This window comes from Angustibacter sp. McL0619, from assembly GCF_049994355.1.
In the GTDB taxonomy this organism is placed as follows: Bacteria; Actinomycetota; Actinomycetes; order Actinomycetales; family Angustibacteraceae; genus Angustibacter.
Genome location: NZ_CP188257.1, coordinates 2,365,679 through 2,389,438, shown reverse-complemented (window position 1 = coordinate 2,389,438; position 23,760 = coordinate 2,365,679). Strand labels below are relative to the sequence as shown.

Annotated in this window: 18 protein-coding genes; 12 read left to right on the top strand and 6 right to left on the bottom strand. The window is 71.5% G+C overall.

Annotation, left to right across the window (positions count from 1 at the left end):
• Positions 1 to 23 precede the first annotated feature (23 nt).
• From glgC to serB, 3 genes are read left to right on the top strand one after another with little or no spacing between them, the layout of a single operon-like run.
• Positions 24 to 1,277, top strand: coding sequence for a glucose-1-phosphate adenylyltransferase (glgC, locus tag ACPPVT_RS11025; RefSeq protein WP_426560169.1), 1,254 nt, complete (start codon positions 24 to 26; stop codon positions 1,275 to 1,277).
• Complete coding sequence (locus ACPPVT_RS11020; RefSeq protein WP_426560167.1) at positions 1,274 to 2,083, top strand: LLM class F420-dependent oxidoreductase; 810 nt, start codon at positions 1,274 to 1,276, stop codon at positions 2,081 to 2,083. The genes glgC and ACPPVT_RS11020 overlap by 4 nt, the downstream gene beginning before the upstream one ends.
• Positions 2,084 to 2,111: 28 nt before the next feature.
• The gene (gene serB / locus ACPPVT_RS11015; RefSeq protein WP_426560165.1) at positions 2,112 to 3,329 is read left to right on the top strand and encodes a phosphoserine phosphatase SerB; all 1,218 of its coding nucleotides are present in this window, start codon (positions 2,112 to 2,114) and stop codon (positions 3,327 to 3,329) included.
• Here serB and ACPPVT_RS11010 read toward each other — a convergent pair.
• Complete coding sequence (locus ACPPVT_RS11010) at positions 3,326 to 3,838, bottom strand: SixA phosphatase family protein (protein ID WP_426560163.1); 513 nt, start codon at positions 3,836 to 3,838, stop codon at positions 3,326 to 3,328. The two genes, serB and ACPPVT_RS11010, sit on opposite strands and share 4 nt — an antisense overlap.
• A 162-nt stretch (positions 3,839 to 4,000) precedes the next feature.
• On the opposite strand from ACPPVT_RS11010, the gene ACPPVT_RS11005 reads away from it, so the two are divergent.
• Positions 4,001 to 4,861, top strand: coding sequence for a cyanophycinase (locus ACPPVT_RS11005; protein ID WP_426560161.1), 861 nt, complete (start codon positions 4,001 to 4,003; stop codon positions 4,859 to 4,861).
• Between the two features lie 51 nt (positions 4,862 to 4,912).
• A complete protein-coding gene (cphA, locus tag ACPPVT_RS11000; protein ID WP_426560159.1) occupies positions 4,913 to 7,699 on the top strand; it encodes a cyanophycin synthetase in 2,787 nt (928 codons plus the stop codon).
• On the opposite strand, the gene ACPPVT_RS10995 is transcribed toward cphA, so the two are convergent.
• Entirely contained in the window at positions 7,696 to 9,927 is a 2,232-nt protein-coding gene (locus ACPPVT_RS10995) for a tetratricopeptide repeat protein (RefSeq protein WP_426567022.1), read from the bottom strand. The two genes, cphA and ACPPVT_RS10995, sit on opposite strands and share 4 nt — an antisense overlap.
• A 9-nt stretch (positions 9,928 to 9,936) precedes the next feature.
• Positions 9,937 to 10,962 carry a cyclic nucleotide-binding domain-containing protein gene (locus tag ACPPVT_RS10990; protein WP_426567021.1) on the bottom strand — a complete coding sequence of 342 codons (1,026 nt, stop codon included), beginning with the start codon at positions 10,960 to 10,962 and terminating at the stop codon, positions 9,937 to 9,939.
• A gap of 125 nt (positions 10,963 to 11,087) precedes the next feature.
• Between ACPPVT_RS10990 and ACPPVT_RS10985 the strand changes: the two genes are divergently transcribed.
• A complete protein-coding gene (locus ACPPVT_RS10985; RefSeq protein WP_426567020.1) occupies positions 11,088 to 14,678 on the top strand; it encodes an ATP-binding protein in 3,591 nt (1,196 codons plus the stop codon).
• On the opposite strand, the gene fabG is transcribed toward ACPPVT_RS10985, so the two are convergent.
• On the bottom strand, positions 14,675 to 15,427 hold the full coding sequence (gene fabG / locus ACPPVT_RS10980) for a 3-oxoacyl-[acyl-carrier-protein] reductase (RefSeq protein ID WP_426567019.1): 753 nt from the start codon (positions 15,425 to 15,427) through the stop codon (positions 14,675 to 14,677). The two genes, ACPPVT_RS10985 and fabG, sit on opposite strands and share 4 nt — an antisense overlap.
• 76 nt (positions 15,428 to 15,503) lie before the next feature.
• Between fabG and ACPPVT_RS10975 the strand changes: the two genes are divergently transcribed.
• From ACPPVT_RS10975 to ACPPVT_RS10960, 4 genes are all read left to right on the top strand, one after another.
• Entirely contained in the window at positions 15,504 to 17,015 is a 1,512-nt protein-coding gene (locus tag ACPPVT_RS10975) for a TldD/PmbA family protein (protein ID WP_426567018.1), read from the top strand.
• On the top strand, positions 17,012 to 18,385 hold the full coding sequence (locus ACPPVT_RS10970) for a metallopeptidase TldD-related protein (RefSeq protein ID WP_426567017.1): 1,374 nt from the start codon (positions 17,012 to 17,014) through the stop codon (positions 18,383 to 18,385). The genes ACPPVT_RS10975 and ACPPVT_RS10970 overlap by 4 nt, the downstream gene beginning before the upstream one ends.
• Positions 18,386 to 18,453: 68 nt before the next feature.
• A complete protein-coding gene (locus ACPPVT_RS10965; RefSeq protein WP_426567016.1) occupies positions 18,454 to 18,759 on the top strand; it encodes a DUF3099 domain-containing protein in 306 nt (101 codons plus the stop codon).
• Between the two features lie 47 nt (positions 18,760 to 18,806).
• On the top strand, positions 18,807 to 18,992 hold the full coding sequence (locus ACPPVT_RS10960) for a hypothetical protein (protein ID WP_426567125.1): 186 nt from the start codon (positions 18,807 to 18,809) through the stop codon (positions 18,990 to 18,992).
• A 4-nt stretch (positions 18,993 to 18,996) separates the two neighbouring features.
• On the opposite strand, the gene moaA is transcribed toward ACPPVT_RS10960, so the two are convergent.
• Positions 18,997 to 20,016: a GTP 3',8-cyclase MoaA gene (moaA, locus tag ACPPVT_RS10955; RefSeq protein ID WP_426567015.1), complete on the bottom strand. Its 1,020-nt coding sequence runs from the start codon at positions 20,014 to 20,016 to the stop codon at positions 18,997 to 18,999.
• A 58-nt stretch (positions 20,017 to 20,074) separates the two neighbouring features.
• Between moaA and ACPPVT_RS10950 the strand changes: the two genes are divergently transcribed.
• Both ACPPVT_RS10950 and ACPPVT_RS10945 read left to right on the top strand, forming a co-directional pair.
• On the top strand, positions 20,075 to 20,974 hold the full coding sequence (locus ACPPVT_RS10950) for an SURF1 family protein (protein ID WP_426567014.1): 900 nt from the start codon (positions 20,075 to 20,077) through the stop codon (positions 20,972 to 20,974).
• 30 nt (positions 20,975 to 21,004) lie between these two features.
• Positions 21,005 to 21,766: an SDR family oxidoreductase gene (locus ACPPVT_RS10945; protein ID WP_426567013.1), complete on the top strand. Its 762-nt coding sequence runs from the start codon at positions 21,005 to 21,007 to the stop codon at positions 21,764 to 21,766.
• 12 nt (positions 21,767 to 21,778) lie between these two features.
• On the opposite strand, the gene ACPPVT_RS10940 is transcribed toward ACPPVT_RS10945, so the two are convergent.
• Complete coding sequence (locus ACPPVT_RS10940; RefSeq protein ID WP_426567124.1) at positions 21,779 to 23,749, bottom strand: ABC transporter ATP-binding protein; 1,971 nt, start codon at positions 23,747 to 23,749, stop codon at positions 21,779 to 21,781.
• Between the last annotated feature and the right edge of the window lie 11 nt (positions 23,750 to 23,760).

The window sequence follows — 23,760 nt, the reverse complement described above, 5'->3', positions numbered from 1 at the left end:
GGCGCGGAGACTAGGTTCGCGACATGGCGACTCGTGCGCGCAACCCGAAGGTCCTGGCGATCGTGCTGGCGGGCGGCGAGGGCAAGCGGCTGATGCCGCTGACCGCCGACCGGGCCAAGCCGGCAGTGCCGTACGGCGGCATCTACCGGCTGATCGACTTCGCGCTGTCCAACATCGTGAACTCCGGCTACCTCAAGGTCGTCGTGCTGACCCAGTACAAGTCGCACAGCCTGGACCGGCACATCAGCAAGACCTGGCGGATGAGCACCATGCTCGGCAACTACATCACGCCCGTGCCCGCGCAGCAGCGGGTAGGCAAGCGGTGGTACCTGGGCAGTGCCGACGCCATCTTCCAGAGCCTGAACCTGGTGCACGACGAGCTGCCGGACATCACCGTGGTCGTCGGTGCGGACCACGTGTACCGGATGGACTTCCGGCAGATGGTGGAGCAGCACATCGACACCGGCGCCTCCGCGACGGTGGCCGCCATCCGGCAGCCGATCGAGCTGGCCGACCAGTTCGGGGTGATCGACATCCACCCGGACGACCCGCGCCGGATCCGCGCGTTCCTGGAGAAGCCGAAGGACCCGGTGGGACTGCCGGACTCCCCCGACGAGGTGCTGGCCTCGATGGGCAACTACGTGTTCGACACCCGGGCGCTGGTCGACTCGGTCACCCGGGACAGCGCGGGCGAGGACACCCAGCACGACATGGGCGGCGACATCATCCCGGACTTCGTGGAGCGCGGTGAGGCCGGCGTCTACGACTTCAAGAACAACGACGTGCCGGGCTCGACGGACCGCGACCGCGACTACTGGCGGGACGTCGGACTGCTTGACGCCTACTACGACGCACACATGGACCTGATCTCGGTCTTCCCGGTGTTCAACCTCTACAACTACGACTGGCCGATCTACAGCGACTACGGGTCGCTGCCGCCGGCGAAGTTCGTGCACGGCTGGCACGGTCGGATCGGGCACGCGGTCAACTCGTCGGTCTCCCCTGGCACCGTGGTCTCCGGAGCGACCATCGAGAACTCGGTGCTGTCGCCGAACTGCTACATCCACTCGTGGTCCAGCGTCAGCGACAGCGTGCTGCTGGACAACGTCGAGATCGGCCGGCACGCGGTCGTGCGCCGGGCGATCATCGACAAGAACGTGGTGATCCCCGAAGGGGCCCGGATCGGCATGGACCCCGAGGAGGACCGCGCCCGCGGGCTGACGGTCACCGAGTCCGGCCTCGTCGTGATCGGCAAGGGGCAGAAGGTCACCGCATGAGCGATCACCAGAGCCACCGCAAGGTCCGGGTCGGCGTCCAGCTGCAGCCGCAACACGCGGACTGGGCCGAGCTGCGACGCGCCGTGGTCGAGGCCGAGGAGCACGGCGTCGACGTGGCGTTCACCTGGGACCACTTCTACCCGCTCTATGGCGAGCCGGAAGGCAAGCACTTCGAGTGCTGGACGGTGCTGGGCGCCTGGGCCGAGGCGACCTCGCGGGTCGAGATCGGCGCGCTGGTGACCTGCAACTCCTATCGCAACCCAGAGCTGCTGGCCGACATGGCCCGGACGGTGGACCACATCAGCGGAGGCAGGCTGATCCTCGGGATCGGCGCCGGCTGGTTCGAGAAGGACTACGACGAGTACGGCTACGAGTTCGGCACGGCCGGCTACCGCTTGGCGGATCTGGCGCAGGCGCTGCCGCGGATCGAGAAGCGGCTGGCCAAGCTCAACCCGGCGCCGACCCGAAAGGTCCCGGTGCTGATCGGTGGTGGCGGCGAGAAGAAGACGCTGCGCATGGTCGCCAAGCACGCCGACATCTGGCACAGCTTCGGTGACGCCGAGGTGGTCGAGCGCAAGGTGGGCATCCTCGACGAGTGGTGCGCGAGCGAGGGACGCGACCCCGCGCAGATCGAGCGATCCGTGGGGGTGTCGGGTGACCCCACCGCCACCGGGCCACGCCTGCGCGAGCTCGGCGTCCGGCTCTTCACCGTCAGCCTCGGCGGGCCGCACTATGACCTGGGCCAGCTGCGCGACTGGCTCGCATGGCGAGACGACGTCAACGCTGCGGCACCGTCCGACGGCTGAGCGCGTCCCACCTGGGTAGCCTCGGCGCGTGACCGAAGTCCCCCCACGCGAGGTCGACGAACCGACGTTGCTGGTGACCCTCACCGGCGAGGACCGTCCCGGCGTCACCTCGGCACTCTTCAGCGCTCTCGCGCAGACCCCGGCCACCGTGCTGGACGTCGAGCAGGTCGTGGTGCGCGGGCAGCTCACCCTGGCGGTACTGCTGACGACCGGTGGCAGCGAGTCCGTGCGGGCCGCGGCGCTGGACGTCGCCGAAGAGCTCGACATGAAGGTGCGCTGCAAGCGCGGCACGGGTGACGCGGCACATCGGCGTGAGGGCCGGTTGCACGTGACGCTGCTGGCCGCTCCGCTACTGCCGGCCGCGATCGCCGCGGTTGCCGAGAAGCTGGCCGAGCAGGACGCCAACATCGACCGGATCCGGCGGATCTCCCGCTGGCCGGTGACCACGGTGGAGATCGACGTCTCGGGCGGCGACGTGCCGTCGATGCGGCGGGAGATCTCGGTGACCGCTGCGGCGCACGGCATCGACGCCGCGGTCTCGCCGGCCGGCCTGGCCCGCCGCGGCCGGCGCCTGGTCGTGATGGACGTCGACTCCACACTCATCCAGGGCGAGGTGATCGAGATGCTCGCCGGGCACAGCGGGCGGGCTGCCGAGGTCGCCGCGGTCACCGAGCGAGCCATGCGCGGCGAGCTGGACTTCGCCCAGAGCCTGCACGAACGGGTCGCCGAGCTGGCCGGGCTGCCGGAGTCGGTGCTGGCCGAGGTCGGCGACGCCATCCAGCTCACCCCAGGTGCCCGGACGCTGGTCCGTACCCTCCAGCGGCTCGGCTTCACGGTTGCCCTGGTCTCCGGGGGGTTCCAGGAAGTCATCGCGCCGCTCGCCCGCACCCTCGGCATCGAGCACGTCGAGGCCAACCGCCTCGAGGTCGTGGACGGCGTCCTGACCGGCCGGGTCCGCGGGGACGTCCTCGACCGAGCCGGCAAGGCGGCCGCACTACGACGGTTCGCGGAGTCCGAGGGTCTGCCGCTGTCCCGCACGATCGCGATCGGGGACGGCGCCAACGACCTGGACATGCTGAGCAGCGCAGGGCTGGGGATCGCGTTCAACGCCAAGCCGCTCGTCCGCGAGCGGGCTGACGCGACCGTGAACGTGCCCTTCCTGGACGCCGTCCTGTACCTGCTCGGAATCCCACGTGAGGAGATCGAGGAGGCCGACCGGGCTGACGACCTCGACACCCCGCACTAGCCGCGCGGGGCCTGCAGCCCCGACAGGTAAGCCGATCCCTCTGCCAGCTCGGACCAACCGCTCGACAGGTCCAGCACCGCGACGGCGCTGGTCGCGAACCCCTCCCGCAGTGCTGCCTCTGCGGCCGGGTCACCGGTGCCGGCGAGCAGTCCCACGACGCCGGACTGGGTCGGCTCATGACCGACCACCGCCACCACCTGGACGTCGTCGTCCACCTCGTGCAGCAGCTCCAGCACTTCGCGCGGCGAGGCGTCGTAGAGCGCGTCCGTCACATCAAGGGGTGGGCGGGCCTGCAGCTGTGCGGCGGCCAGATCCCAGGTCTGCTGAGCGCGGACGGCGCTGGAGCACAGCACGAGGCCGATCTGCGGGCCGTCGGCAGCGAGCCAGCGGCCGAGCGCGGGGGCGTCGCGACGTCCGCGATCGTTCAGGGGCCGTTCGTGGTCGGCGACCCCCGCGTGCTGGTCGGACTTGGCGTGCCGGATCACCAGCAGCGTGCGCGAGCTGTCCATCCCGGCATTCTGCCCCCTGCGCGCTCCCCCAGCCCCCGCATTGCTCCCCCCGACCCGCATTGCTCCCCCGGGACCGCTCCGCAGCGCGCTGTGGCCGGGTCGGGTGGAGCAATGCAGCGTGGCGGGAGCAAGCGTGCGGGGCGGAAAGCCTAGGGTGGACGGATGCAAGGGCCTGCCCGCACGCGGCTCCTGGTCATCGGCGGTGCCGAGGACAAGGTGGGGCCGGCCCGCGTCCTGCGCCGCTTCGTGCGTCTGGCCGGTGGCCCGCAGGCCCGCATCGTGGTGCTGCCCACCGCCTCCATGGTCGAGGACGAGATGGTCCAGACCTACCGGGCCGCCTTCGAACGCATCGGTGTCGCCGACGTCACCGCGGTGCAGCCGACCTCTCGCGCCGATGCGAACAGCGACGCGCTCGTCCGGCAGGTCGTCGCGGCGACCGGGATCTTCATGACGGGCGGCAACCAGCTCAAGCTGGCCCAGCTGGTCGTCGGCACCGCTCTCGGTGACGCGATCGTCGAAGCCCACCAGCGCGGTGTCGTGGTGGCTGGGACGTCCGCGGGCGCCAGCATCATGAGCGCGTACATGATCGCGCTGGGCGAGGAGGGCATCACGCCCCGCCAACGCGCCAGCCAGCTGTCGGCGGGTCTCGGCCTGCTGCCCGGCGTCATCGTCGACCAGCACTTCGACCAGCGCGCGCGCTACGGGCGCCTGCTGTCGATGGTCGCCCTCTCACCGCACCTGATCGGCATGGGGATCGACGAGAACACCGCCGCCCTGGTCACCGACGGGCGACGGGTGGAGGTCATCGGCGCAGGGGCCGTCTTCGTGGTCGATGCGGCCCGCGCCGTCACCAACGCCGCCGACGCGCCCGAAGGCGCTCCGGTACTGGTCTCCGGAGCCACCGTGCACACCCTGCCGACGGGCGCGCGCTTCGACCTGAAGGAGCGGGCGCTGGAGAAGTTCACCCCGCGACGGGTCGATCCGGCGGTTGCCGCCCTCCCGGGAGGCGCGCGACGGCGCTGATCAGGGCATGATCGGCAGATCACAGCGTGCCGAAGCAACCATGGAGCGCCGATGAGCGACGACCGACCGTCCCCGGACCTGACGATCGTGCAGGTGCGGGTCTACCGCGGGCCGAACATCTGGTCGTACGACAAGGCCCTGCACGTCGTGGTGGACCTCGGCGTGCTGGAGCAGTTCCCGACCGACAAGCTGCCCGGGTTCACCGACAGGCTGCTGGAGCTGCTGCCCGGTCTGGAGGAGCACACGTGCTCGCGCGGGCATCGCGGTGGCTTCGTCGAACGGTTGCGCGAAGGCACCTGGCTGGGGCACGTCGCCGAGCACGTCGCGCTGCAGCTGCAGAAGGAGGCCGGCCACGACATCCGCCGCGGCAAGACGCGCGGTGTGCCCGGCGAGCCGGGCCGGTACAACATCGTCTTCGGTTACGTCGACGAGCGCGTCGCGCAGTCGTCGATCCGGCTCGCCGTCAGGCTGGTCAACCACCTGGTGCAGCCCGAGCCCGAGTTCGACTTCACGGACCTGCTCGACACGTTCCTGCGCCAAGCGGAGCGGACGGCGTTCGGCCCGAGCACCGCGGCCATCCTGGAAGAGGCGGTGAGCCGGGACATCCCGTGGATCCGGCTGAACGAGCACTCGCTGGTGCAGCTCGGTCAGGGCGTCCACCAGCAGCGCATCCGGGCCACCATGACCTCACAGACCAGCGCGCTGGCGGTGGACATCGCCGGCGACAAGGAGCTGACCGGAAAGCTGCTCGCGTCCGCCGGGCTACCCACCCCGGGCACCGAGAGCGTGCGCAGCGCCGACGGGGCCGTCAGCGTCGCCGATGGCATCGGCTACCCGGTGGTCATCAAGCCGCTGGACGGCAACCACGGCCGCGGCGTGTGTCTGGACCTCAAGGACGCGGACGCCGTCCGCGCCGCCTTCCCGACGGCCCAGGACCAGTCGCGGCGCGGCTGGGTGGTCGTCGAGTCGATGGTCACCGGCAAGGACTACCGCTGCCTGATCGTCGGTGGCCGGATGCAGGCGATCGCCGAGCGGGTGCCGGCGCATGTCGTAGGTGACGGCAAGAGCACCGTGCAGCAGCTGGTCACCGAGACCAACGCGGACCCGCGCCGCGGCGTAGGCCACGAGAAGGTGCTCACCCGGATCGCGGTGGACGACGCCGCAGTCGCGCTCGTCCGGGCGCAGGGCTTCGGCATGGACGACGTCCCGCCGTCCGGCGAGATGGTCAAGCTGGCGCTCACCGGCAACATGTCGACCGGCGGGATCTCGGTGGACCGCACGTTCGAGGCGCACCCGGACAACGTCGAGATCGCCGAGGAGGCGGCCCGGGTGATCGGGCTGGACGTCGCCGGCATCGACTTCATCTGCCCGGACATCGCGCTGCCGGTGCGCGAGACGGGCGGGGCCATCTGCGAGGTCAACGCCGCACCCGGCTTCCGGATGCACACCCACCCCACCGTCGGCGAGGCGCAGTTCATCGCCAAGCCCGTCGTCGACCTGCTTTTCCCGCCCGGCGCGCCGAGCCGGGTGCCGATCATCGCGGTGACCGGCACGAACGGTAAGACCACCACGTCGCGGATGATCGCGCACGTGTTCAAGGGTCTGGGCCGCAAGGTCGGGATGACCTCCACCGACGGTGTGGTGATCGACGAGCGCCTCGTGATCCGGGCCGACGCCTCCGGCCCGAAGTCCGCCCGGATGGTCCTGCAGAACCCGCGGGTGGACCTCGCCGTGTTCGAGGTGGCCCGCGGTGGCATCCTGCGCGAGGGCCTGGGCTACGACCGCAACGACGTCGCGGTGGTCACCAACGTGGCTCCCGACCACCTGGGGATGCGTGGCATCGACACCCTCGAGCAGCTCGCGCAGGTCAAGGCGGTCGTGGTCGAGGCGGTCCCGCGCGACGGTGCCGCAGTGCTGAACGCGGACGACCCGCTGGTCCGCGAGATGCGCCGGCGCTGCTCCGGCGAGGTGGTGTGGTTCTCGCTGCGGCCGCCGGGCTCGTTCGAGCGCGACCTGATCGACGAGCACTGCCGCCGGGGTGGCAAGGCCGTCGTCCTCGAGCCGTCCGAGAAGGGCGACATGATCGTCATCCGGCACGGACGCCGGGCCATGCACCTGGCCTGGACGCACCTACTGCCCTCGACGTTCGGCGGCTCGGCCCTGATGAACGTGGCCAATGCGATGGCCGCCGCCGGGGCGGCCTTCGCGGCCGGCGCCCCGCTGCACGACATCCGGCAGGGCCTGCGCACGTTCAGCACCTCGTACTACCTGTCTCCCGGAAGGCTGAACCTGATCGAGGTGCGCGGCACCGACGTCGTCGTCGACTACTGCCACAACCCGGCGGGCATGCGTGCGCTGGGCGACTTCGTGGACCGGTACTCGGCGCGGCGTGAGGTCAAGACGGACCTGGCCAGGCCGTCCCGGATCGCCATGATCGGCGCGGCGGGCGACCGCCGCGACGAGGACGTACGCGAGCTCGGCGAGGTGGCAGCCGAGTTCTTCGACGTCGTGGTGGTCCGCGAGGACGCCAACCTGCGTCGGCGGGCCAAGGGCGAGGCCGCAGCGCTGGTGGCCCAGGGCGTGCAGGCGCAGATGGCGAAGGGAGCCCGCTGCAAGCAGGTCGAGGTGGTCACCGACGAGCTCGACGCCGTACGGCACTGCATGGCCCGCGCCAACCGGGGCGACCTTGTCGTGCTCTGCGCCGACCAGCACGCGGGAGTGCTGGCCGAGCTCGAGCTGCTCGGGCAGCAGGCGCAGGCGGGCGCTCACCCGGAGGGCCGGGTCGGAGACCCGGACGTCGACCCGGCGGAGCTCGAGGCGGTCGAGGCGGACAGCTAACCGGGCGGGCGCAGCGCAGGGCTGGCACCGACGTAGCGCAGCAGAGCATCCCGGTAGTCCTGGTCGTCGGGCTCGGCGGCGTGCGCGAGCAGCGCCTCCATCAGCACCGCCAGCGCGCGGTCGCCGCGCGAGCCGGCCCGCAGGGCCAGTGCGTAGAACCCCTGTGCCGCAGCGCTCGTGGGCCGCTGCTCGCGGACCTTCGCGAGGATCTCGAGCGCCTCCTCTACCCGGCCGAGCACGGTCAGCGACGACCCCAGCTGCAGCATGGCGCGGTGCCGGTGCGGTTCGCGCAGACCGTCCCGCAGCGCAGCGCGGTAGGCCGGCACGGCCTCCGCCTCGTGCCCGGCGGCGTCCAGCGCGCTGGCCCACTCGAACATCAGCCGCGGGTCGTCCGGGTCGGCGTCCAGCATCGACAGCAGCAGCCGCTGCCGGTCGGTCGGGTCGGCGTGTGCCCAGAGCGCGGCGATCTGCTCCTCCTGCGGGTGCTCGCCGCGGGCCGCCACCACCTTGGCGCGGATGTCGTCCGGGCCGTCCGGCGTGGCGCCCTCGGCTAGCAGCCACTCGTCGAGCAGCGGGCGGTCCGCGTGGCACATCATCGCGACCACGTCGCCGTCCACGGCGCGCCCCAGCAGGCCCTGCAACCCGCTGAGCTCGTCGGGGAAGGACGGCACGGACGCGATGCCGACGGCGGCGAGCCCGGCCCGCAACGGCGTCTCCAGGTCCTCGCGGGTGCGGCCTCGCAGGTAGCGCTCCTTGTGCACGATCGCCACGTCGTCGGCGCGGCGCCCGGCGATCTCGCCCAGTCCCTCGAGCAGCTGCTCGGTCCGATCACCCGCGGTACCGAGCCCGAGGTGCAGCTGCGCGCCCGGTGTGCGCAACCCCTCGCAGACGTCGAGCAGTGCCTCGAGCCCGGCCTCGTTGTGCGCAAGGTCGACCACGACGGTGACGACACCAGCAGCCGTCGGGATGGACCAGACGTTCATCCGGCCCGGGTTGAGCCGGATGTCCGGCAGGAAGGTGCGCAGCCCGGTGACGACGGCGTCGCGGTCCAGCCCCAGGCCGAGTCCGGCCGCCGCCGCCGCCAGGGCGTTGGCGACGTTGTGCCGGGACAGCCCGGAGAGCGTCACCGGGACGTCCAGCACCGCGACCAGCGGGTCCGGGTCGGCGTCCGGTCTGAGCACAGTCAGGTGGCCGTCCAGCACCGTGATGGCGCGTCCGCCGGAGTCCAGGGCGGCGCGCAGCCCTGGCGCGTCCGGGTCGAGGGCGAAGACCCAGGGACGACCGGTGCCGCGGCGCATCATCGCCAGCACCCGAGGGTCCTCGCCGTTCAGCACGCACCACCCGGTGCGTGAGGTCACTCGGGTGACGACGGCCTTCACCTCGGCGAGCTGGTCGACGGTCTCGATCCCCTGCAGCCCGAGGTGGTCGGCGCTGACGTTGGTGACCACCGAGACGTCGTTGCGGGTGACCCCCATCCCACGCAGCAGCAGCCCGCCGCGAGCGGTCTCCAGCACTCCCAGCTGGACGCCGAGCGTGGTCAGCACCGCGCGGGCCCCGGCGGGCCCCGAGTAGTCCCCAGGCTCCACGACGTCGCCCTGGACCACCACGCCGTCCGTGCTGGACCACGCGGTGCGCAGGCCGGCCGTCATCGACAGGTGCGCAAGCAGCCGGGTCGTGGTGGTCTTGCCGTTCGTGCCGGTCACCGAGGCGACCGGCACGGTGGGCGTGATCGCGCTCGGGCGACGTCCGTTCGGAGTCGACCGCACCGCGGCCCCGGCAGCGGCTACCAGCTCCATCACGTCGACCTCGCCCCAGCGCAGCAGACACGTCTCGACCTGGTGGCCAAGCTCGACTGCCCGGTCGTGGCGCAGCCAGGGGTAGGCGACCACCACCTCGTGCAGCCCGGTGCCCGGACGGACCCGCAGTCCCAGGCGCGAGGTGCCGGACGCGGCCGCGATCAGCCGCACGACTCGCGCGACGACCCGCACGGCCAGCCGCTGGCGCTGGGCGCTGCCGGCCCGGCCCGGGCGGGTCCGGGTCAAGCCGAGGTCCTCTGCCCACTGGGTCACGGTCTCGGAGGTGGCATCGCTGAGCCCGCTGACGTCCAGGGTGAGCTTGATGGCCGCGCGCGGGAAGTAGAGGTTCGGGCCGTCGAGCACGCGCAACTCCGCCAGCGTGGCCATCGGCTGCCTGGCGCCTGGGGCGCCTCCGGCGTCGGGCTCGCTCATGCCCGGACTCTAGTGGCCCGGATCGGGCACTGACTCCTCGCGTCGGTGCGATCGAGCCAGGTCGGTCAACCGCTGCACGTCGACGGCCTCGCCCGGCGCGACGGCGACGCGCACGGGGGTGACCGCGGTCAGGGTCGACGTCCGCCTGCCTTGCTCCAGCAGGGCACGCTCGCCCAGCACCGCTCCCGGCCCTACCTCGGCGACCGCCCGGCCGTCGACGTCCACGGACAACACCCCGTCCAGCAGCAGGTACAGCTCGTCGCCAAGCTCGCCCTGCCTGGTGAGCACTTCTCCCGCGCGCAGTCGGCGGACCCGGGGTCGCTGGCCGGCACGCATGATCTCGCCGGACATCTGCCGCTCCAGGTCGCTCTCGGCGGCGGCGACCAGGGCCCGGGAGTCCTGCTCACCCCAGGGGGTGCGGGTGCCGAAGGAGTGCTTGGCCCACTCGTTCATGTCCGTGAGCCCACTCTTGCCCGCGAGCCGCCCGTCGTCGCCGTACAGCCAGTGCCGGGGAAAGGCACTCGCGCCGGCCAGCTCGATCACATGGCTCCCGTCCCGATGGACGGTGATGGCCAGGGTCGTCCACACGAGGGGGGCAGTCCAGCGCACGAACGGCGGGTGGGGCACCGGCCTCGGCAGCGGCGCGGCCGTACGGCCGCCGACGGTCTGCACGAAGCGGACGCCGTCCTCGACCAGTTCGGGCTCGGCCCGCAGCACCGGCAGGCGGACGGCTCGGAACGTCGCGCCGATCCCCGCCATCCTCATGGTCGTCGAACCCATCACGAGCCCGGCAGCGGGATCCACGCCCGCACCCAGCACCGCACCATCCTCAAGGTCAGCCCACACCGACAGCACGTTCGCGAACCGCAGGCGATCAGCACGACGGAGCTCATGAACCGCAGCCGCGCCGGACAACAGCTCTGGCGGCGGCGGATCGTAGTGGGAGAGCCCGATGTCGAAGCTGCGGCGCAACGGCCCGGACACGGACTCGGACGGAATCCACGACACGGTGGTCGCGGTCGCTTCGACGCGCATGCTCGCCTCCCTGGACCGGCACGAGTCATTGAAGACCACAGCGCGCGGAGCCGCTGACGAACGGGCAAGTTCGCGTCGACGAATTCCACCCTCGCGAGCGTGCGATCGGTCCTACGGTGGGCGCCATGACGACCCCGGGTGCCGGCGAGACCGCCGCGGCCGACCCCGAGGCACTGGCGTCGGTCGACCGCGCCATCGCCGCTCTGCAGGCTCAACGAGCCCTGCTCGGCGACGACGTCGTGGACACCGCGCTGCAGCCGCTGGTTGCCAAGCGCGAGGCCGCGCTCGTCCGGGGCGGCGTCGAGCAGCGCAAGCTCGTCACCGTCGTCTTCGCCGACCTGGTCGACTTCACCGTGCTGTCCGGCGTCCTCGATCCCGAGGACACCCGCGAGGTGCTTGGTGCCTACTTCGCCCGCTGGCGCGAGGCCATCGCAGCGGCCGGCGGAACAGTCGAGAAGTACATCGGCGATGCCGTCATGGCTGTCTTCGGCCTGTACCGGTCCCGGGAGGACGACGCCCGACAGGCTGTGCGCTGCACGCTGGCGGTGCGTCGGGCGCTGGCCCAGCTCAACGAGCAGCTCGAGGCCCGACACGGGCTCCGGCTGAGGATGCGCGTGGGGATCGACACCGGCGACGTCGTGGTGAGCACCCTCGAGGAACGGCCCGGACACGAGTTCGTGGCGGTGGGCCCGACCGTCAACCGAGCCAGCCGCCTGCAGGGAGCCGCCGCGGTCGACGGGATCCTGCTGTCCGTCGAGACGTATCGGCAGGTGCGGGGCTGGTTCACCTTCGAGCCCGCGCCCGGACTCCGGCTCAAGGGCATCGAGTCGCCCGTTGACGGCTACCACGTGCTGGCCGAACGGCCGCACGGCTTCCAGCTGGACCGGGCCGGTGGCATCGAAGGAGTCGACAGCGCGACGGTCGGGCGAGAGCCCGAGCTGCGCGACCTGCAGGAGCGGCTGCTGGACGTCGTCGAGGACCAGCGTTGGCAGGTCGTCACCATCGTCGGGGACGCCGGGGTCGGCAAGAGCCGCCTGCTGCTCGACTTCGACCACTGGCTCGGCCAGCGCTCTGACAACGTGTGGTGGTTCCGCGGTCGCGCCACGCCGTCCACCGAGAACGTGCCGGGCGCCCTGCTGCGCGACCTGATGGCCACCCGGCTGGGCATCCAGGAGTCGGATCCGCCGCAGGTCGTTCGGGACAAGTGCCAGCGCGGCGCCGCGGTCGCGTTCGGCGATGGTGAGGATGCCCGGCGCGCTGCCGAGGTGGTCGCGGCATGGCTGGGGTTCGAGCTGGGCGGCGACAGTGCGTTGCCCAGGGATCCGCAGTCCCTGCGCGAGCAGGGAACCAACCTGCTCGCCGAGTACTTCGCCCGGCTCGCCACCACAGCCCCGGTGATCATCCTTCTCGAAGACCTGCACTGGGCGGACGACGGCTCGCTGCGTTGGCTCGACGCCGCCGACGTCCGGTTGCGCGCTGCCCCTGTCCTGGTGGTCGCGACGGCGCGCCCATCGCTCCTGGAGGTGCGGCCGCACTGGGGCGAAGGTCTGGACCAGCACAGCAGGATTGGGTTGGAGCCGTTGTCCCGTCGACACAGCCGACAGCTGGTGGGCGAGCTCCTGCAGAAGGTGGACGAGGTTCCGGAGGAGGTGGTCCGGCTGGTCGTCGACTCAGCCGAAGGCAACCCCTTCTACATCGAGGAGCTGGTCACCTGGCTGATCGACGCCCGCGTGATCGTGCCCGGCCCGGATCGCTGGAGCGCAGCCGCCGAACGGATCGGGTCGCTGGCCGTCCCGTCGACGTTGAAGGGCGTCCTGCAGTCACGGTTGGACGCCCTTTCCGGCCCGGAACGCCGGGTGCTGCAGCGGGCCTCCGTGATCGGGCGGGTCTTCTGGGACGACGCGGTTCGTCGGCTCGGTGGCGGGCCGGACAACTCCGTCTCTGAGGCCGACACCGCGCAGAACCTGGAGCGACTGCGCCGACGAGAGCTCGTTTTCGAGCGCGAGCTGTCCGCGTTCGACCGGACCCACGAGTTCCTCTTCAAGCACGCGCTGTTTCGGGACGTGGCCTATGACAGCGTGCTGCGATCACAGCGAGCCGCCTACCACGGACTCGTCGCCCGCTGGCTGGTCGACGTGTGCGAGCGCAACCAGCGCGCAGACGAGTTCGCGGCCCTCGTGGCCGAGCATTACGACCAGGCCGGCGACCCGGCCTGCACTCAGTGGTACCTGCGCGCGGGCGCACAGGCCTCGTCCGTGCACGCCCTCGCCGAAGCGACCCGACTGTTGAGCCGCGGGCTGCAGACCGTACGCGAGGGCCAGTCAGCGCCGCGCTTCGACCTGCTGGCACTCCGTCAGCAGGTGCACGACCGCCAAGGCGCCCGCGAACAGCAGCTGGCGGACCTCACGGCCATGGGCGAGAGCATCCCGTCGGACGACATCGGCCGCGAGGTCCGCTGGCTCCTGGCGCGATCGGCGTGGGCCTTCGCGCGCAGCGACTACGGGCAGGCCGTCTCCTGGGCTCGAACGGCGACCGAGCGTGCGGCAGCGGCCGGCCTCGCCGCAGATGAGGCGGACGCGCTGCTCTGGTGGGGCAAGGCGCTCGCCTGGGAAGGAGACAACGCCGGGTCCTACACCGTCCTGGCCCGTGCGCTGGCAGCCAGTCGAGATCTTGGCGCGCGCCGACTCGAGGGCGAGACCCTGCGTTACCTGTCCCTGCTGGCGAACAACGAGGGCGACTACGCCGCGGCCGAACGACTGGCCGAGGATGCCCTCGCCGTGCAACGCCAGGACGGCGACGCCGACGCGCAGAGCGTCACCCTGGCGCACTTCGCCACGACCTACTTCCTGCAGGGTCGCTACGCGGAAGCCAGGGCCTGCCTCGAGGAGACGTTGCCGATCTTTCGTGCCTCGGGACATCGGTACCGAGAGGCGATCGCGCTCGGCAATCTCGCGAGCATCTCCTTCGAGCAGGGAGAGCTGGCGGCCGCCCGCGACTGGTGCCAGCAGTCGGTGGCACTGTCGTTGCAGATCGAGGACCAGGAGTCCTCGGCGACGAACCTCAACCTTCTCGGACAGATCGCCATGGCACTGGGGCGTTGGGCCGAGGCCGTGGACCAGCTGAACCAGGCGCTGGACATCGGCGTGCACCTCGAGTCGTGGCCGATCCAGGCGGACTCTCTGGTTCGCCTCGGGTACGTGGCGATGGAGGAAGGACGTCTGGAGGAGGCTGCTGAGCTGCTGCGTGCCGCGCGGGAGGCGGCGGGGCAGGCGGCATCTTCGCTGGAGACCGGGCACGCCGACGCGGCCCAGGGCTACCTGGCACGGCTGCAGGGCGACCTGGACGAGTCGGCAGCTGCGTTCGACGCTGGAGCGCAGGTCTACGCCGGGCTCGAGATGGCCGCGGCACGGCGTGAGTGCTTGGCTGGCTCGGCCTGGGTCGCGCTGCGTCGCGGACGCTTGGATGAGTCGCTCGCCGTGGTCGAGCAGTTGCTGCCTCACCTCGACGTCCCCGGCCTGACAGGGAGTGCGCGCCCTACGGCCGTGCTGCAGACCTGCTGTGAGGTCCTCGTTGCCTTGCACGACGGGCGGGCGGACGACGTCCGCGAGCGAGCCGCACGCTACGTCGCCGACCGCGCGGCGGCGATCGGGGACGAACAGCTGGCCGCGCAGTTCCTCGCGACGTCAGCGAACCGGGGACTGCTCGCCGGTGACTAGTGGCCCATACCCAGGCCGCCGTCGACCGGCACTACGGCGCCGCTGATGTAGCCGGCCTCGTCCGAGGCCACGAACCGGACGACCCCGGCGATCTCGTCCGCGGTCGCGAACCGGCCGGCCGGGATGGCGGACAGGTAGGCCTGCTGCTGGGCCTCAGGCAGCGCCGCCGTCATGTCGGTCTGCACGAAACCCGGCGCGACGACGTTGGCGGTGATGCCGCGGCCGCCCAGCTCACGCGTGACCGACCGGGCCAGCCCGACGAGTCCGGCTTTGCTCGACGCGTAGTTGACCTGCCCCGGCGAGCCGTACAGCCCGACCACGCTGGAGACCAGCACGATCCGCCCCCGACGCAGCCGGATCATCCCCTTGCTGGCCCGGCGCACGCAACGGAAGGCGCCGGTCAGGTTGGTGTCCAGCACCTGGGTGAAGTCGTCGTCGCTCATCCGCATCAGGAGCGTGTCCTTGGTGATGCCAGCGTTGGCGATCAGCACCTCCACCGGACCGTTCGTCGCCTCGACCTCGGTGAACGCGGCGTCAACTGCTTCGGTGTCGGTGATGTCGCAGCGGACCGCGATCACGCCCAGGTCGGCCAGCTCGGTAGGGACCTCGCCGGACCGGCTGGTGATCGCCACCCGGTCTCCGGCCGACGCCAACGCCCGCGCGATGGCCAGCCCGATGCCGCGGTTGCCGCCGGTCACCAGCACGCTTCGCCCGCTCGGGGCGCCCTGGTCTGTGGTCTGCGAACTCATGCGGGGGACGCTATCGCGTCGCGGCACGCCCGGATATCTGTGCCCGTCCGTCGGTGCGCCTGGGTAGGGTCGCCGGGTGACCCGCGATCGAGTGGACGACGACTTCCGTGACCTGCCGCTGAGCGGCCTGGCCGATGCTGCGCTGCAGCGCGCCCGTGAGCTCGGTGCCGAGCACGCCGACCTTCGGGTCGAGCGGGTGCGCAGCGCGAGCCTGCGGCTGCACGACGCGCAACGCTCCGGCGGTGGCGACAGCACCGACAGCGGGTTGGCCGTGCGGGTCGTGGTCGACGGTACGTGGGGCTTCTCGGCCGCCGCCGACCTCACCCCCGCAGCCGCCGCGCAGGCGGCCGAGCGGGCCGTCGAGCTGGCCCGGGTCTCCCGGCCGCTGGCGACCGAGCGGGTCGAGCTGGCACCTGAGCCGGCACACGTCGGCGAGTGGGTCTCCTCGTACGCGCTCGACCCGTTCGACGTGCCGGAGGCCGACAAGGCCGAGGTCTTCACGCAGTGGTCCCACCAGCTGCTGGACGCCGGCCTGAACCACGTGGACGCCTCCTTCGACGCAGTGAAGGAGCAGAAGTTCTACGCCGACCTCAACGGTACGGCGACCACCCAGCAACGGGTCCGGCTACAGCCGCAGCTGACCGGCGTGGTCGTCACCAGCGAGGGCATGGAGACCATGCGCACGCTGGCTCCCCCGGTCGGCCGGGGTTGGGAGTACGTGGTCGGCACCGCGGCGGACGGCGCCTGGGCCTGGGCGGAGGAGCTCGAGGCGCTGCCCGGGCTGGCCATCGAGAAGCTCAAGGCCCCCTCCGTCGAGGCGGGCCGCTACGACCTGGTCATCGACCCGAGCAACCTGTGGCTGACCATCCACGAGTCCATCGGGCACGCCACCGAGCTGGACCGCGCCCTGGGCTACGAGGCCGCCTACGCCGGTATGTCGTTCGCCACACCGGACAAGCTCGGCACCCTCAGGTACGGCACGCCGCTGATGAACGTCACCGGTGACCGCGACGTCGAGCACGGCCTGTCCACGGTCGGCTGGGACGACGAGGGTGTGGCCACCGGCTCGTGGGACATCGTCAAGGACGGCACGCTGGTCGGCTACCAGCTCGACCGGCGGATCGCGCGGCTGACCGGCGCCGAGCGGTCCAACGGGTGCGCGTTCGCCGACTCGTTCACGCACGTGCCGATCCAGCGGATGGCCAACGTGAGCCTGCAACCGGCCCCGGACGGCCCTTCCACCGAAGAGATCATCGCCGGCGTCGAGCGTGGCATCTACGTGATCGGCGACCGCTCCTGGTCGATCGACATGCAACGGTACAATTTCCAGTTCACCGGCCAGCGCTTCTACCGGATCGAGAACGGCCGGCTGGCCGGCATGGTCAAGGACCTCGCCTACCAGGCCACCACCACCGACTTCTGGGGTTCGATGTCGGTCGTCGGCGGCCCGCAGACGTGGGTGATGGGTGGGGCGTTCAACTGCGGCAAGGGGCAGCCCGGGCAGGTGGCGGCGGTCAGCCACGGCTGCCCCAGTGCGCTGTTCTCCGGCGTGCGAGTACTCAACACCAACGAGGAGGGCCAGGCATGAGCGCGCACCCGGCAGAGCTGGCGGAGCGGGCCCTCGCCGCAGCCACCAACCCCTGCCTGGTCCTGGTCGGCAGCAGCGCCCAGGCCAACCTGCGCTGGGCCGCGAACACGTTGACCACCAACGGGATCACCAGCGGGCAGGACGTCACCATCATCTCGGTGCACGGCGGCGACCGGGTCGCCATCGTCAGCCGCAGCGGCGTCGACGCGACGTCGGTGGTGGGTCTGGTCGCCGAAGCCGAGGCGGCCGCGCGGGCCTCCTCGCCGGCCGAGGACGCCTCCGAGCTCGTGCAAGGCGGCGCCGACGACTCGTTCGGCGACCTCCCGGCCGAGATCGGGGCAGCCGACCTGGCCGCCCTGGCCGAACGACTCGGCGCGGCGATGCAGGACGCCCGCGACGGCGAGCGCGAGCTGTTCGGGTACGCCGAGCAGACCGTGCACACCACGTACCTGGCCTCCAGCACCGGGCTGCGCGCCCGGCACGCCCAGCCGTCGGCCGCCGTTCAGCTCAACGGCAAGTCGCACCAGCGCAGCCGGTCCGCCTGGGCCGGTGCCGCGGCCCGAGCACTGGCCGAGGTCGACGTCGCCGCGCTCGCAGACGAGGTGAGCGAGCGGCTGGCCTGGCAGGCGCGCCGCGTCGAGCTCGACGCCGGGCGCTACGACACGGTGCTGCCGCCGTCCGCCGTCGCCGACCTGATGACCTACGCCTGCTGGTCCTCGGATGCGCGCTCCGCGCACGAGGGACGCTCGGTGTTCGGCCGCAAGGGCGGTGGCACGCGGCTGGGCGACCGGCTGTCCGGTCGCAAGGTGCGGCTGTTCAGCGACCCGCACGCCCCGGGCCTGGAGTCCGCTCCGCTGGTACTGACCGGGGGCAGCTCCCCCTTCGCGTCGGTGTTCGACAACGGCCTACCGGTTACCGCGCAGAGCTGGATCCAGGACGGCACGCTGGCGGCCCTGCCCACCACGCGGCACACCGCCGCCCTGGCCGGCATCCCGGACACCCAGCTCACCGACAACCTGCTGATGGAGGTCGAGGGTGGTCAGGGCAGCTCGCTGGACCTGGTCGCCGGTCTCGAGGACGGACTGCTGATGACCTGCCTGTGGTACATCCGCGAGGTCGACCCGCAGACCCTGTTGCTGACCGGGCTCACCCGGGACGGCGTCTACAAGGTCGAGAACGGCGAGGTGGTCGGCGCCGTCACCAACTACCGGTTCAACGAGTCCCCGGTGGACCTGCTGGACCGGATCGAGGCGGCCGGGTCGACGGTTCGCACGCTCGGTCGCGAGTTCGGCGACTACCTGCCGCGGGTCGCGATGCCGGCGCTGCGGGTGCGCGGCTTCAACTGCTCGAGCGTGAGCCAGGCGTCCTGATCCGGTCGGGGCCCGTTGTGGCAGGCCCTGATATAGCGATTGCCGGACGGCGCGCGTACCGTCGAGACGTGACACGGCACCAGCGTCCGGCAGAGGTGCACACCATCACCTCGGCCCAGGCGTCCCAGCACGACGACATGGGCCTGCGGATGCGCAAGTACCTCGTCTCGATGTCCGTGCGCACGGTCTGCTTCGTGCTGTGCGTCCTGTTCGAGGGCCCGCTGCGCTGGGTCTTCCTGGCCGCCGCCATCGTCCTGCCGTACGTCGCCGTGGTGATGGCCAACGCCGGCCCCCGGCGCGCGCCGGGTCACCAGGTGTACACGCCCGAGCCGGACGCCGTTGACGACGGACGACGTGGCAGGCTGGCGCCGTGATCGGGCCACTGGGTGGTCGGGACTCCGCCGAGGTGGTCCCTGACCTGATGTGCAGCTCCAAGGGCTGTGGCGCGCACGCCACCTGGGTGCTGCGCTGGAACAACCCCAAGCTGCACCCGCCGGAGCGACGCAAGACGTGGCTGGCCTGCGACGCCCACCGGGAGACTCTGGGCGAGTTCCTCACCGTGCGCGGGTTCCTGCGCGAGACCGAGCCCGCCAGCTCCCTGCGTTAGCCGCTCAGCCGCCGATCGCGGACATCGGCCGGGCCGGCTGAAGGAATGTCGGGTCGTCGATGCCGTGACCGGCCTTCTTCGAAGCCACTAGCGCGAGCATGTGCTCGGCCAGGTCGTCGTCGCTCGCGCCGGACCGCAACGGGGTTCGCAGGTCGTCCTCGGTGCGCGCGAACAGGCACGAGCGCAGCTGTCCGTCGGCGGTGAGCCGCAGCCGGTCGCAGGCCCCGCAGAAGGGCTGGCTGACGCTCGCGATGACCCCCACCGTGGCCGGTCCGCCGTCCACCAGCCAGGTCTGGGCCGGCGAGCTGCCTCGGTCCTGCGCCGTCGGGCTGAGCGTGAAGCGCTCGGCCAGCCGGTCCAGGATCTCGGTCTGGGTGACCATGTTGGAGCGCTGCCAGGCGTGCTGCGCGTCCAGCGGCATCTGCTCGATGAAGCGCAGCTGGTAGCCGCGGTCCAGGCACCACTGCAGCAGGTCCGCGACGCCTTCGTCGTTCACCTGGCGCATGGCCACCGCGTTCACCTTGACCGGGGTGAGGCCGGCGTCCGCGGCAGCAGCCAGACCGGCCACCACGTCGTCCAGGCGGTCCCGGCGGGTCAGCCGCGTGAAGACGTCCCGGTCGATCGTGTCCAAAGAGACGTTGACCCGGTCCAGCCCGGCCTCGCGCAGCGGGCCGGCCAGCCGGTCGAGCCCCAGCCCGTTTGTCGTCATTGCGATTGACGGCCGAGGTTCGAGCTCAGCGATCTGCCGGACCAGCTCGGGCAGGCCGCGGCGCAGCAACGGCTCGCCGCCGGTCAGCCGGACGGACCTGACCCCCAGCCCGACGGCCACCGAGATGACCCGGGTCAGCTCCTCGAAGGTGAGCAGCTCCGGCTTGGGCAACCACTCCAGACCCTCGGCGGGCATGCAGTAGCTGCACCGCAGGTTGCAGCGGTCGGTGACGGAGACCCGCAGGTCGCTCGCCACCCGACCGAAGGCGTCGACGAGCCGGCGCGGTGCTGGCTCGTCCTGATGAAGGGCGGACACGGGGTCAGCGTACGTCCCCGCGGGCCTGTCCGCGCCACGCTGCGGTTACCGTCATTGCGTGCCCGGCCTCGACCTCTGGCGACGCCATCAGCAGATCATCGCTCTGGTCCTGATGGCGATCGTCGTCGCGCTCGGCTGCGTCGGTCTCAGCCGCTGGCAGTACCACCGCTACCAGCACAAGCACGCGGCCAAGCAGCTGGTGCAGCGAAACTACGACGCGACGCCCGTCCCGCTCAACCGGCTGGTCCCGAACGCCGACGCGCCGTTCGACCGCGACGACGAGTGGCGCCAGGTGCAGGTGAGCGGACAGTACGACACGGCCGCCACCACCCTGGTGCGCAACCGGCCGCGCGACATCGACGACACCGGCCCGACGTACGGGTACGAGGTGCTCGTGCCGCTGGTGCTGGACGACGGCAGCGCCCTGCTGGTCGACCGTGGCTGGCTGCCGAACGGCACCACCGGCTCGCACCCCGGGCAGGAGCCGGACGCCGTCCCCGCCGCCCCGGCCGGCCCCGTGCAGGTAGTGGCCAGGCTGCGGCAGGGCGAACCGAAGCACGGCCAGCAGGTGCCCGCCGGTCAGGTCGCGAGCATCGACCTGAGCACGGTCGAGGCCAGCACCGGCCACCAGCTGTACTCCGCCTACGGCGCCCTGGTCAGCGAGAGTCCGGCGCCCTCGAGCGCACCCGCCGTGCTGGGCGCACCGGAGCTGGACGGCGGCGAGGGGATCAACGCCTCGTACGCGGTGCAGTGGCTGCTGTTCGCCGCCCTGGCCCTCGGATTTCCGTTCTGGTACGTCCGGCGAGGACGTCGCGAAGCCGCCGCGGCACAGGCCGAGCAGGCGTCCGGCCGCGGCTCCGCGGGCGCGTCGACAGGTCGGTCGCCGAGCACCGCGCAACGTCCGTCCGTCGCCGTGCCGAACCGCCGACGGCGCATCTGGGACGACGAGGATGAGTGACGCCGCGCAACGAGTGCCACACTGTGCGCTATGGACCTCGGACTGACCGACCGCGCCTACATCGTCACCGGCGCCTCGACCGGCCTCGGCCGGGCGACCGCTGACCAGCTGCTGGCCGAGGGAGCGCGGCTGCTCGTCTGCAGCCGCGACCCCCAGCAGCTCGAGGAGCTAGCCGCCTCCGCCGAGCCCGGCAACGTGCTCGTGCTGCCGGGGGACCTCGCCGATCCCGAGCTGCCGGAGCGCCTGGTCGCCGCAGCCGTCGCCCGGTTCGGCCGCCTGGACGGGGCGCTGATCAGCGTCGGCGGCCCACCGGCTGGCACGACCGACGAGATCACCGACGACCAGTGGCGCGCGGCGTTCGAGACCGTCTTCCTCGGCCCGGTTCGGCTGGCGCGGGCAGTGGCGGATGCGGCGTCCGTCGAGGGATGCTCGATCGCCTTCGTACTGTCCACGTCGGTGAAGTCGCCGATCCCGCACCTGGCGACGTCGAACGGGCTTCGCCCGGGCCTGGCCATGCTGGCCAAGACCATGGCGGACGAGAACGGGCACCGCGCCGTCCGGGTCAACGCCCTGCTGCCGGGCCGGATCGACACCGACCGGGTACGTCACCTCGACGAGCTCAGCGGCAACGCCGACATGGCCCGTCGCGAGGCCGAGGCCAGCATCCCGCTGCGTCGCTACGGACGCCCCGACGAGTTCGCCCGGGTCGCGACCTTCGTGCTGTCCCCCGCCGGGTCCTACCTCACCGGCACAGCCATCCCGGTCGACGGCGGAGCCACCCGCTCCCTCTGATCCCCCGCTTGCTCACCCCAGCCCGGTCTGCTCACCCAGACCCGCTTGAGAGCGCTCGCGCAGCGGGTCGGGCTGAGCAAGGGTGTCGCTGTCCAGCAGCATCGGCGACGGTGAGTCCTGCTGGGCGAACTGGGTCCGGTACAGGTCGGCGTACAGGCCGCCGCCGGCCAGCAGGCTCAGGTGCGTGCCGCGCTCGACGATCGCCCCGTCGTCCACCACCAGGATCTGGTCGGCGTCGCGGATCGTGGACAGCCGGTGCGCGATGACGATGGCGGTGCGTCCCTGCAACGCGGTCGCCAGCGCCCGCTGCACCGCCACCTCGCTCTCCGAGTCCAGATGCGCGGTCGCCTCGTCCAGCACCACGATGGAGGGGGCCTTCAGCAGCAGCCGGGCCAGCGCCAGCCGCTGCTTCTCACCGCCGGACAGTCGGTAGCCGCGGTCGCCGACCACCGTGTCGAGCCCCTCGGGCAGTGAGCTGACCAGACCCCAGATCTGGGCGTCCCGGCAGGCGGTCACGAGGTCGTCGTGGGTCGCTTCGGGCCGGGCCAGCAGCAGGTTCCCGCGGATGGTGTCGTGGAACATGTGCGCGTCCTGGCTGACCACACCGACGGTGCGGTGCAAGGACTCCAGGGTCACCTCGCGGACGTCGTGCCCGCCGATCCGCACGGCACCGGACCGGACGTCGTACAGCCGCGAGACCAAGTGCGTGATGGTCGACTTGCCGGCGCCTGAGGGCCCCACCAGGGCCACCACCTGACCGGGCTGGACGTCGAAGCTGATGTCCCGCAGCACCGGCTGCGGCTCGCTCTGGTCGAGCACCGCGACCGACTCCAGCGACGCCAGCGAGACCTCGGAGGCGGCCGGGTAGCTGAACGCGACATGGTCGAAGGAGACGGACGACGAATCCGCCGGTAGCTCGACCGCGTCCTCGCGGTCGCGGACCAGCGGCTCGAGGTCGAGGACCTCGAAGACCCGGTCGAAGCTGACCAAAGCCGTCATCACGTCGACCTGCACGTTGGACAGCGCGGTCAGCGGTCCGTACAACCGCCCGAGCAGCGCAGCCATCGCGACCAGCGCACCGACCTCGAGCTTGCCGTCGATCACGAAGATCCCGCCCGCGCCGTAGACCAATGCCGTGGCCAGCGCGGCCACCAGGACCAGTGCGGTGTAGAGGAACCGCCCGAACATCGCCGAGCGGATGCCGATGTCACGCACCCGCAAAGCCTTGCTGGAGAACTCCTCCTCCTCGCGCGGCAGGTGTCCGAAGATCTTGACGAGCATCGCGCCGGCGACGTTGAAGCGTTCGGTCATCGTCTGGCCGAGCTCGGCGTTCAGCTGCATCGCCTCCCGGCTGATCTTGGCCAGCCGTCGGCCGAGCAGCTGCGCCGGAATGACGAACAGCGGCAGCATGACCAGCGCGACCAGGGTGATCTGCCAGGACAGCGCCAGCATGGTGATCAGCACGACGACGAGGGTCACGACGTTCGAGACCACCGATGACAACGTCGAGGTGAACGCCTGCTGAGCACCGATCACGTCGCTGTTCAGCCGGGTCACCAGCGAGCCGGTCTGGGTCCGGGTGAAGAACGCGATCGGCATCCGCTGCACGTGCGCGAACACCTTCACGCGCAACGAGTAGATGAGCCCCTCGCCGATGCTCGAGGAGAGGAACCGCTCGACCAGGCCGAGCAGCGCGTCCAAGACCGCGATCGCCGCGACCAGCAGCGCGGAGCTCACGACCACGGACTTGTCGCCCGGGACGACACCCTGGTCGATGATCCGCTTCAGCAGCAGCGGCGTGGCCACCACCAGGACCGACGAGATCACGACCAGCACCAGGAAGGCCGCGATCCGGCCGCGGAACGGCCTCGCGAACCCCATGATGCGCCGAGCGACCCCGGGGCTCAGCGCCGCCTGCTTGACCGACTGGTCCCGGCGTACAGAGCTCATGAAGGAACCGCTCGCGCGACCCATCCCACCCATCGACATGCAGC

Excerpts from the sequence above, each read along its gene's own strand:
- ACPPVT_RS10970 (WP_426567017.1), top strand. The coding sequence starts at position 17,012 with ATGAGCGCGCACCCGGCAGAGCTGGCGGAGCGGGCCCTCGCCGCAGCC.
- ACPPVT_RS11005 (WP_426560161.1), top strand. The coding sequence starts at position 4,001 with ATGCAAGGGCCTGCCCGCACGCGGCTCCTGGTCATCGGCGGTGCCGAG.
- cphA (WP_426560159.1), top strand. The coding sequence starts at position 4,913 with ATGAGCGACGACCGACCGTCCCCGGACCTGACGATCGTGCAGGTGCGG.
- ACPPVT_RS10985 (WP_426567020.1), top strand. The coding sequence starts at position 11,088 with ATGACGACCCCGGGTGCCGGCGAGACCGCCGCGGCCGACCCCGAGGCA.
- ACPPVT_RS11010 (WP_426560163.1), bottom strand. The coding sequence starts at position 3,838 with ATGGACAGCTCGCGCACGCTGCTGGTGATCCGGCACGCCAAGTCCGAC.
- ACPPVT_RS11020 (WP_426560167.1), top strand. The coding sequence starts at position 1,274 with ATGAGCGATCACCAGAGCCACCGCAAGGTCCGGGTCGGCGTCCAGCTG.
- ACPPVT_RS10960 (WP_426567125.1), top strand. The coding sequence starts at position 18,807 with ATGTGCAGCTCCAAGGGCTGTGGCGCGCACGCCACCTGGGTGCTGCGC.
- fabG (WP_426567019.1), bottom strand. The coding sequence starts at position 15,427 with ATGAGTTCGCAGACCACAGACCAGGGCGCCCCGAGCGGGCGAAGCGTG.
- ACPPVT_RS10940 (WP_426567124.1), bottom strand. The coding sequence starts at position 23,749 with ATGGGTGGGATGGGTCGCGCGAGCGGTTCCTTCATGAGCTCTGTACGC.
- glgC (WP_426560169.1), top strand. The coding sequence starts at position 24 with ATGGCGACTCGTGCGCGCAACCCGAAGGTCCTGGCGATCGTGCTGGCG.
- ACPPVT_RS10945 (WP_426567013.1), top strand. The coding sequence starts at position 21,005 with ATGGACCTCGGACTGACCGACCGCGCCTACATCGTCACCGGCGCCTCG.
- ACPPVT_RS10990 (WP_426567021.1), bottom strand. The coding sequence starts at position 10,962 with ATGCGCGTCGAAGCGACCGCGACCACCGTGTCGTGGATTCCGTCCGAG.
- ACPPVT_RS10995 (WP_426567022.1), bottom strand. The coding sequence starts at position 9,927 with ATGAGCGAGCCCGACGCCGGAGGCGCCCCAGGCGCCAGGCAGCCGATG.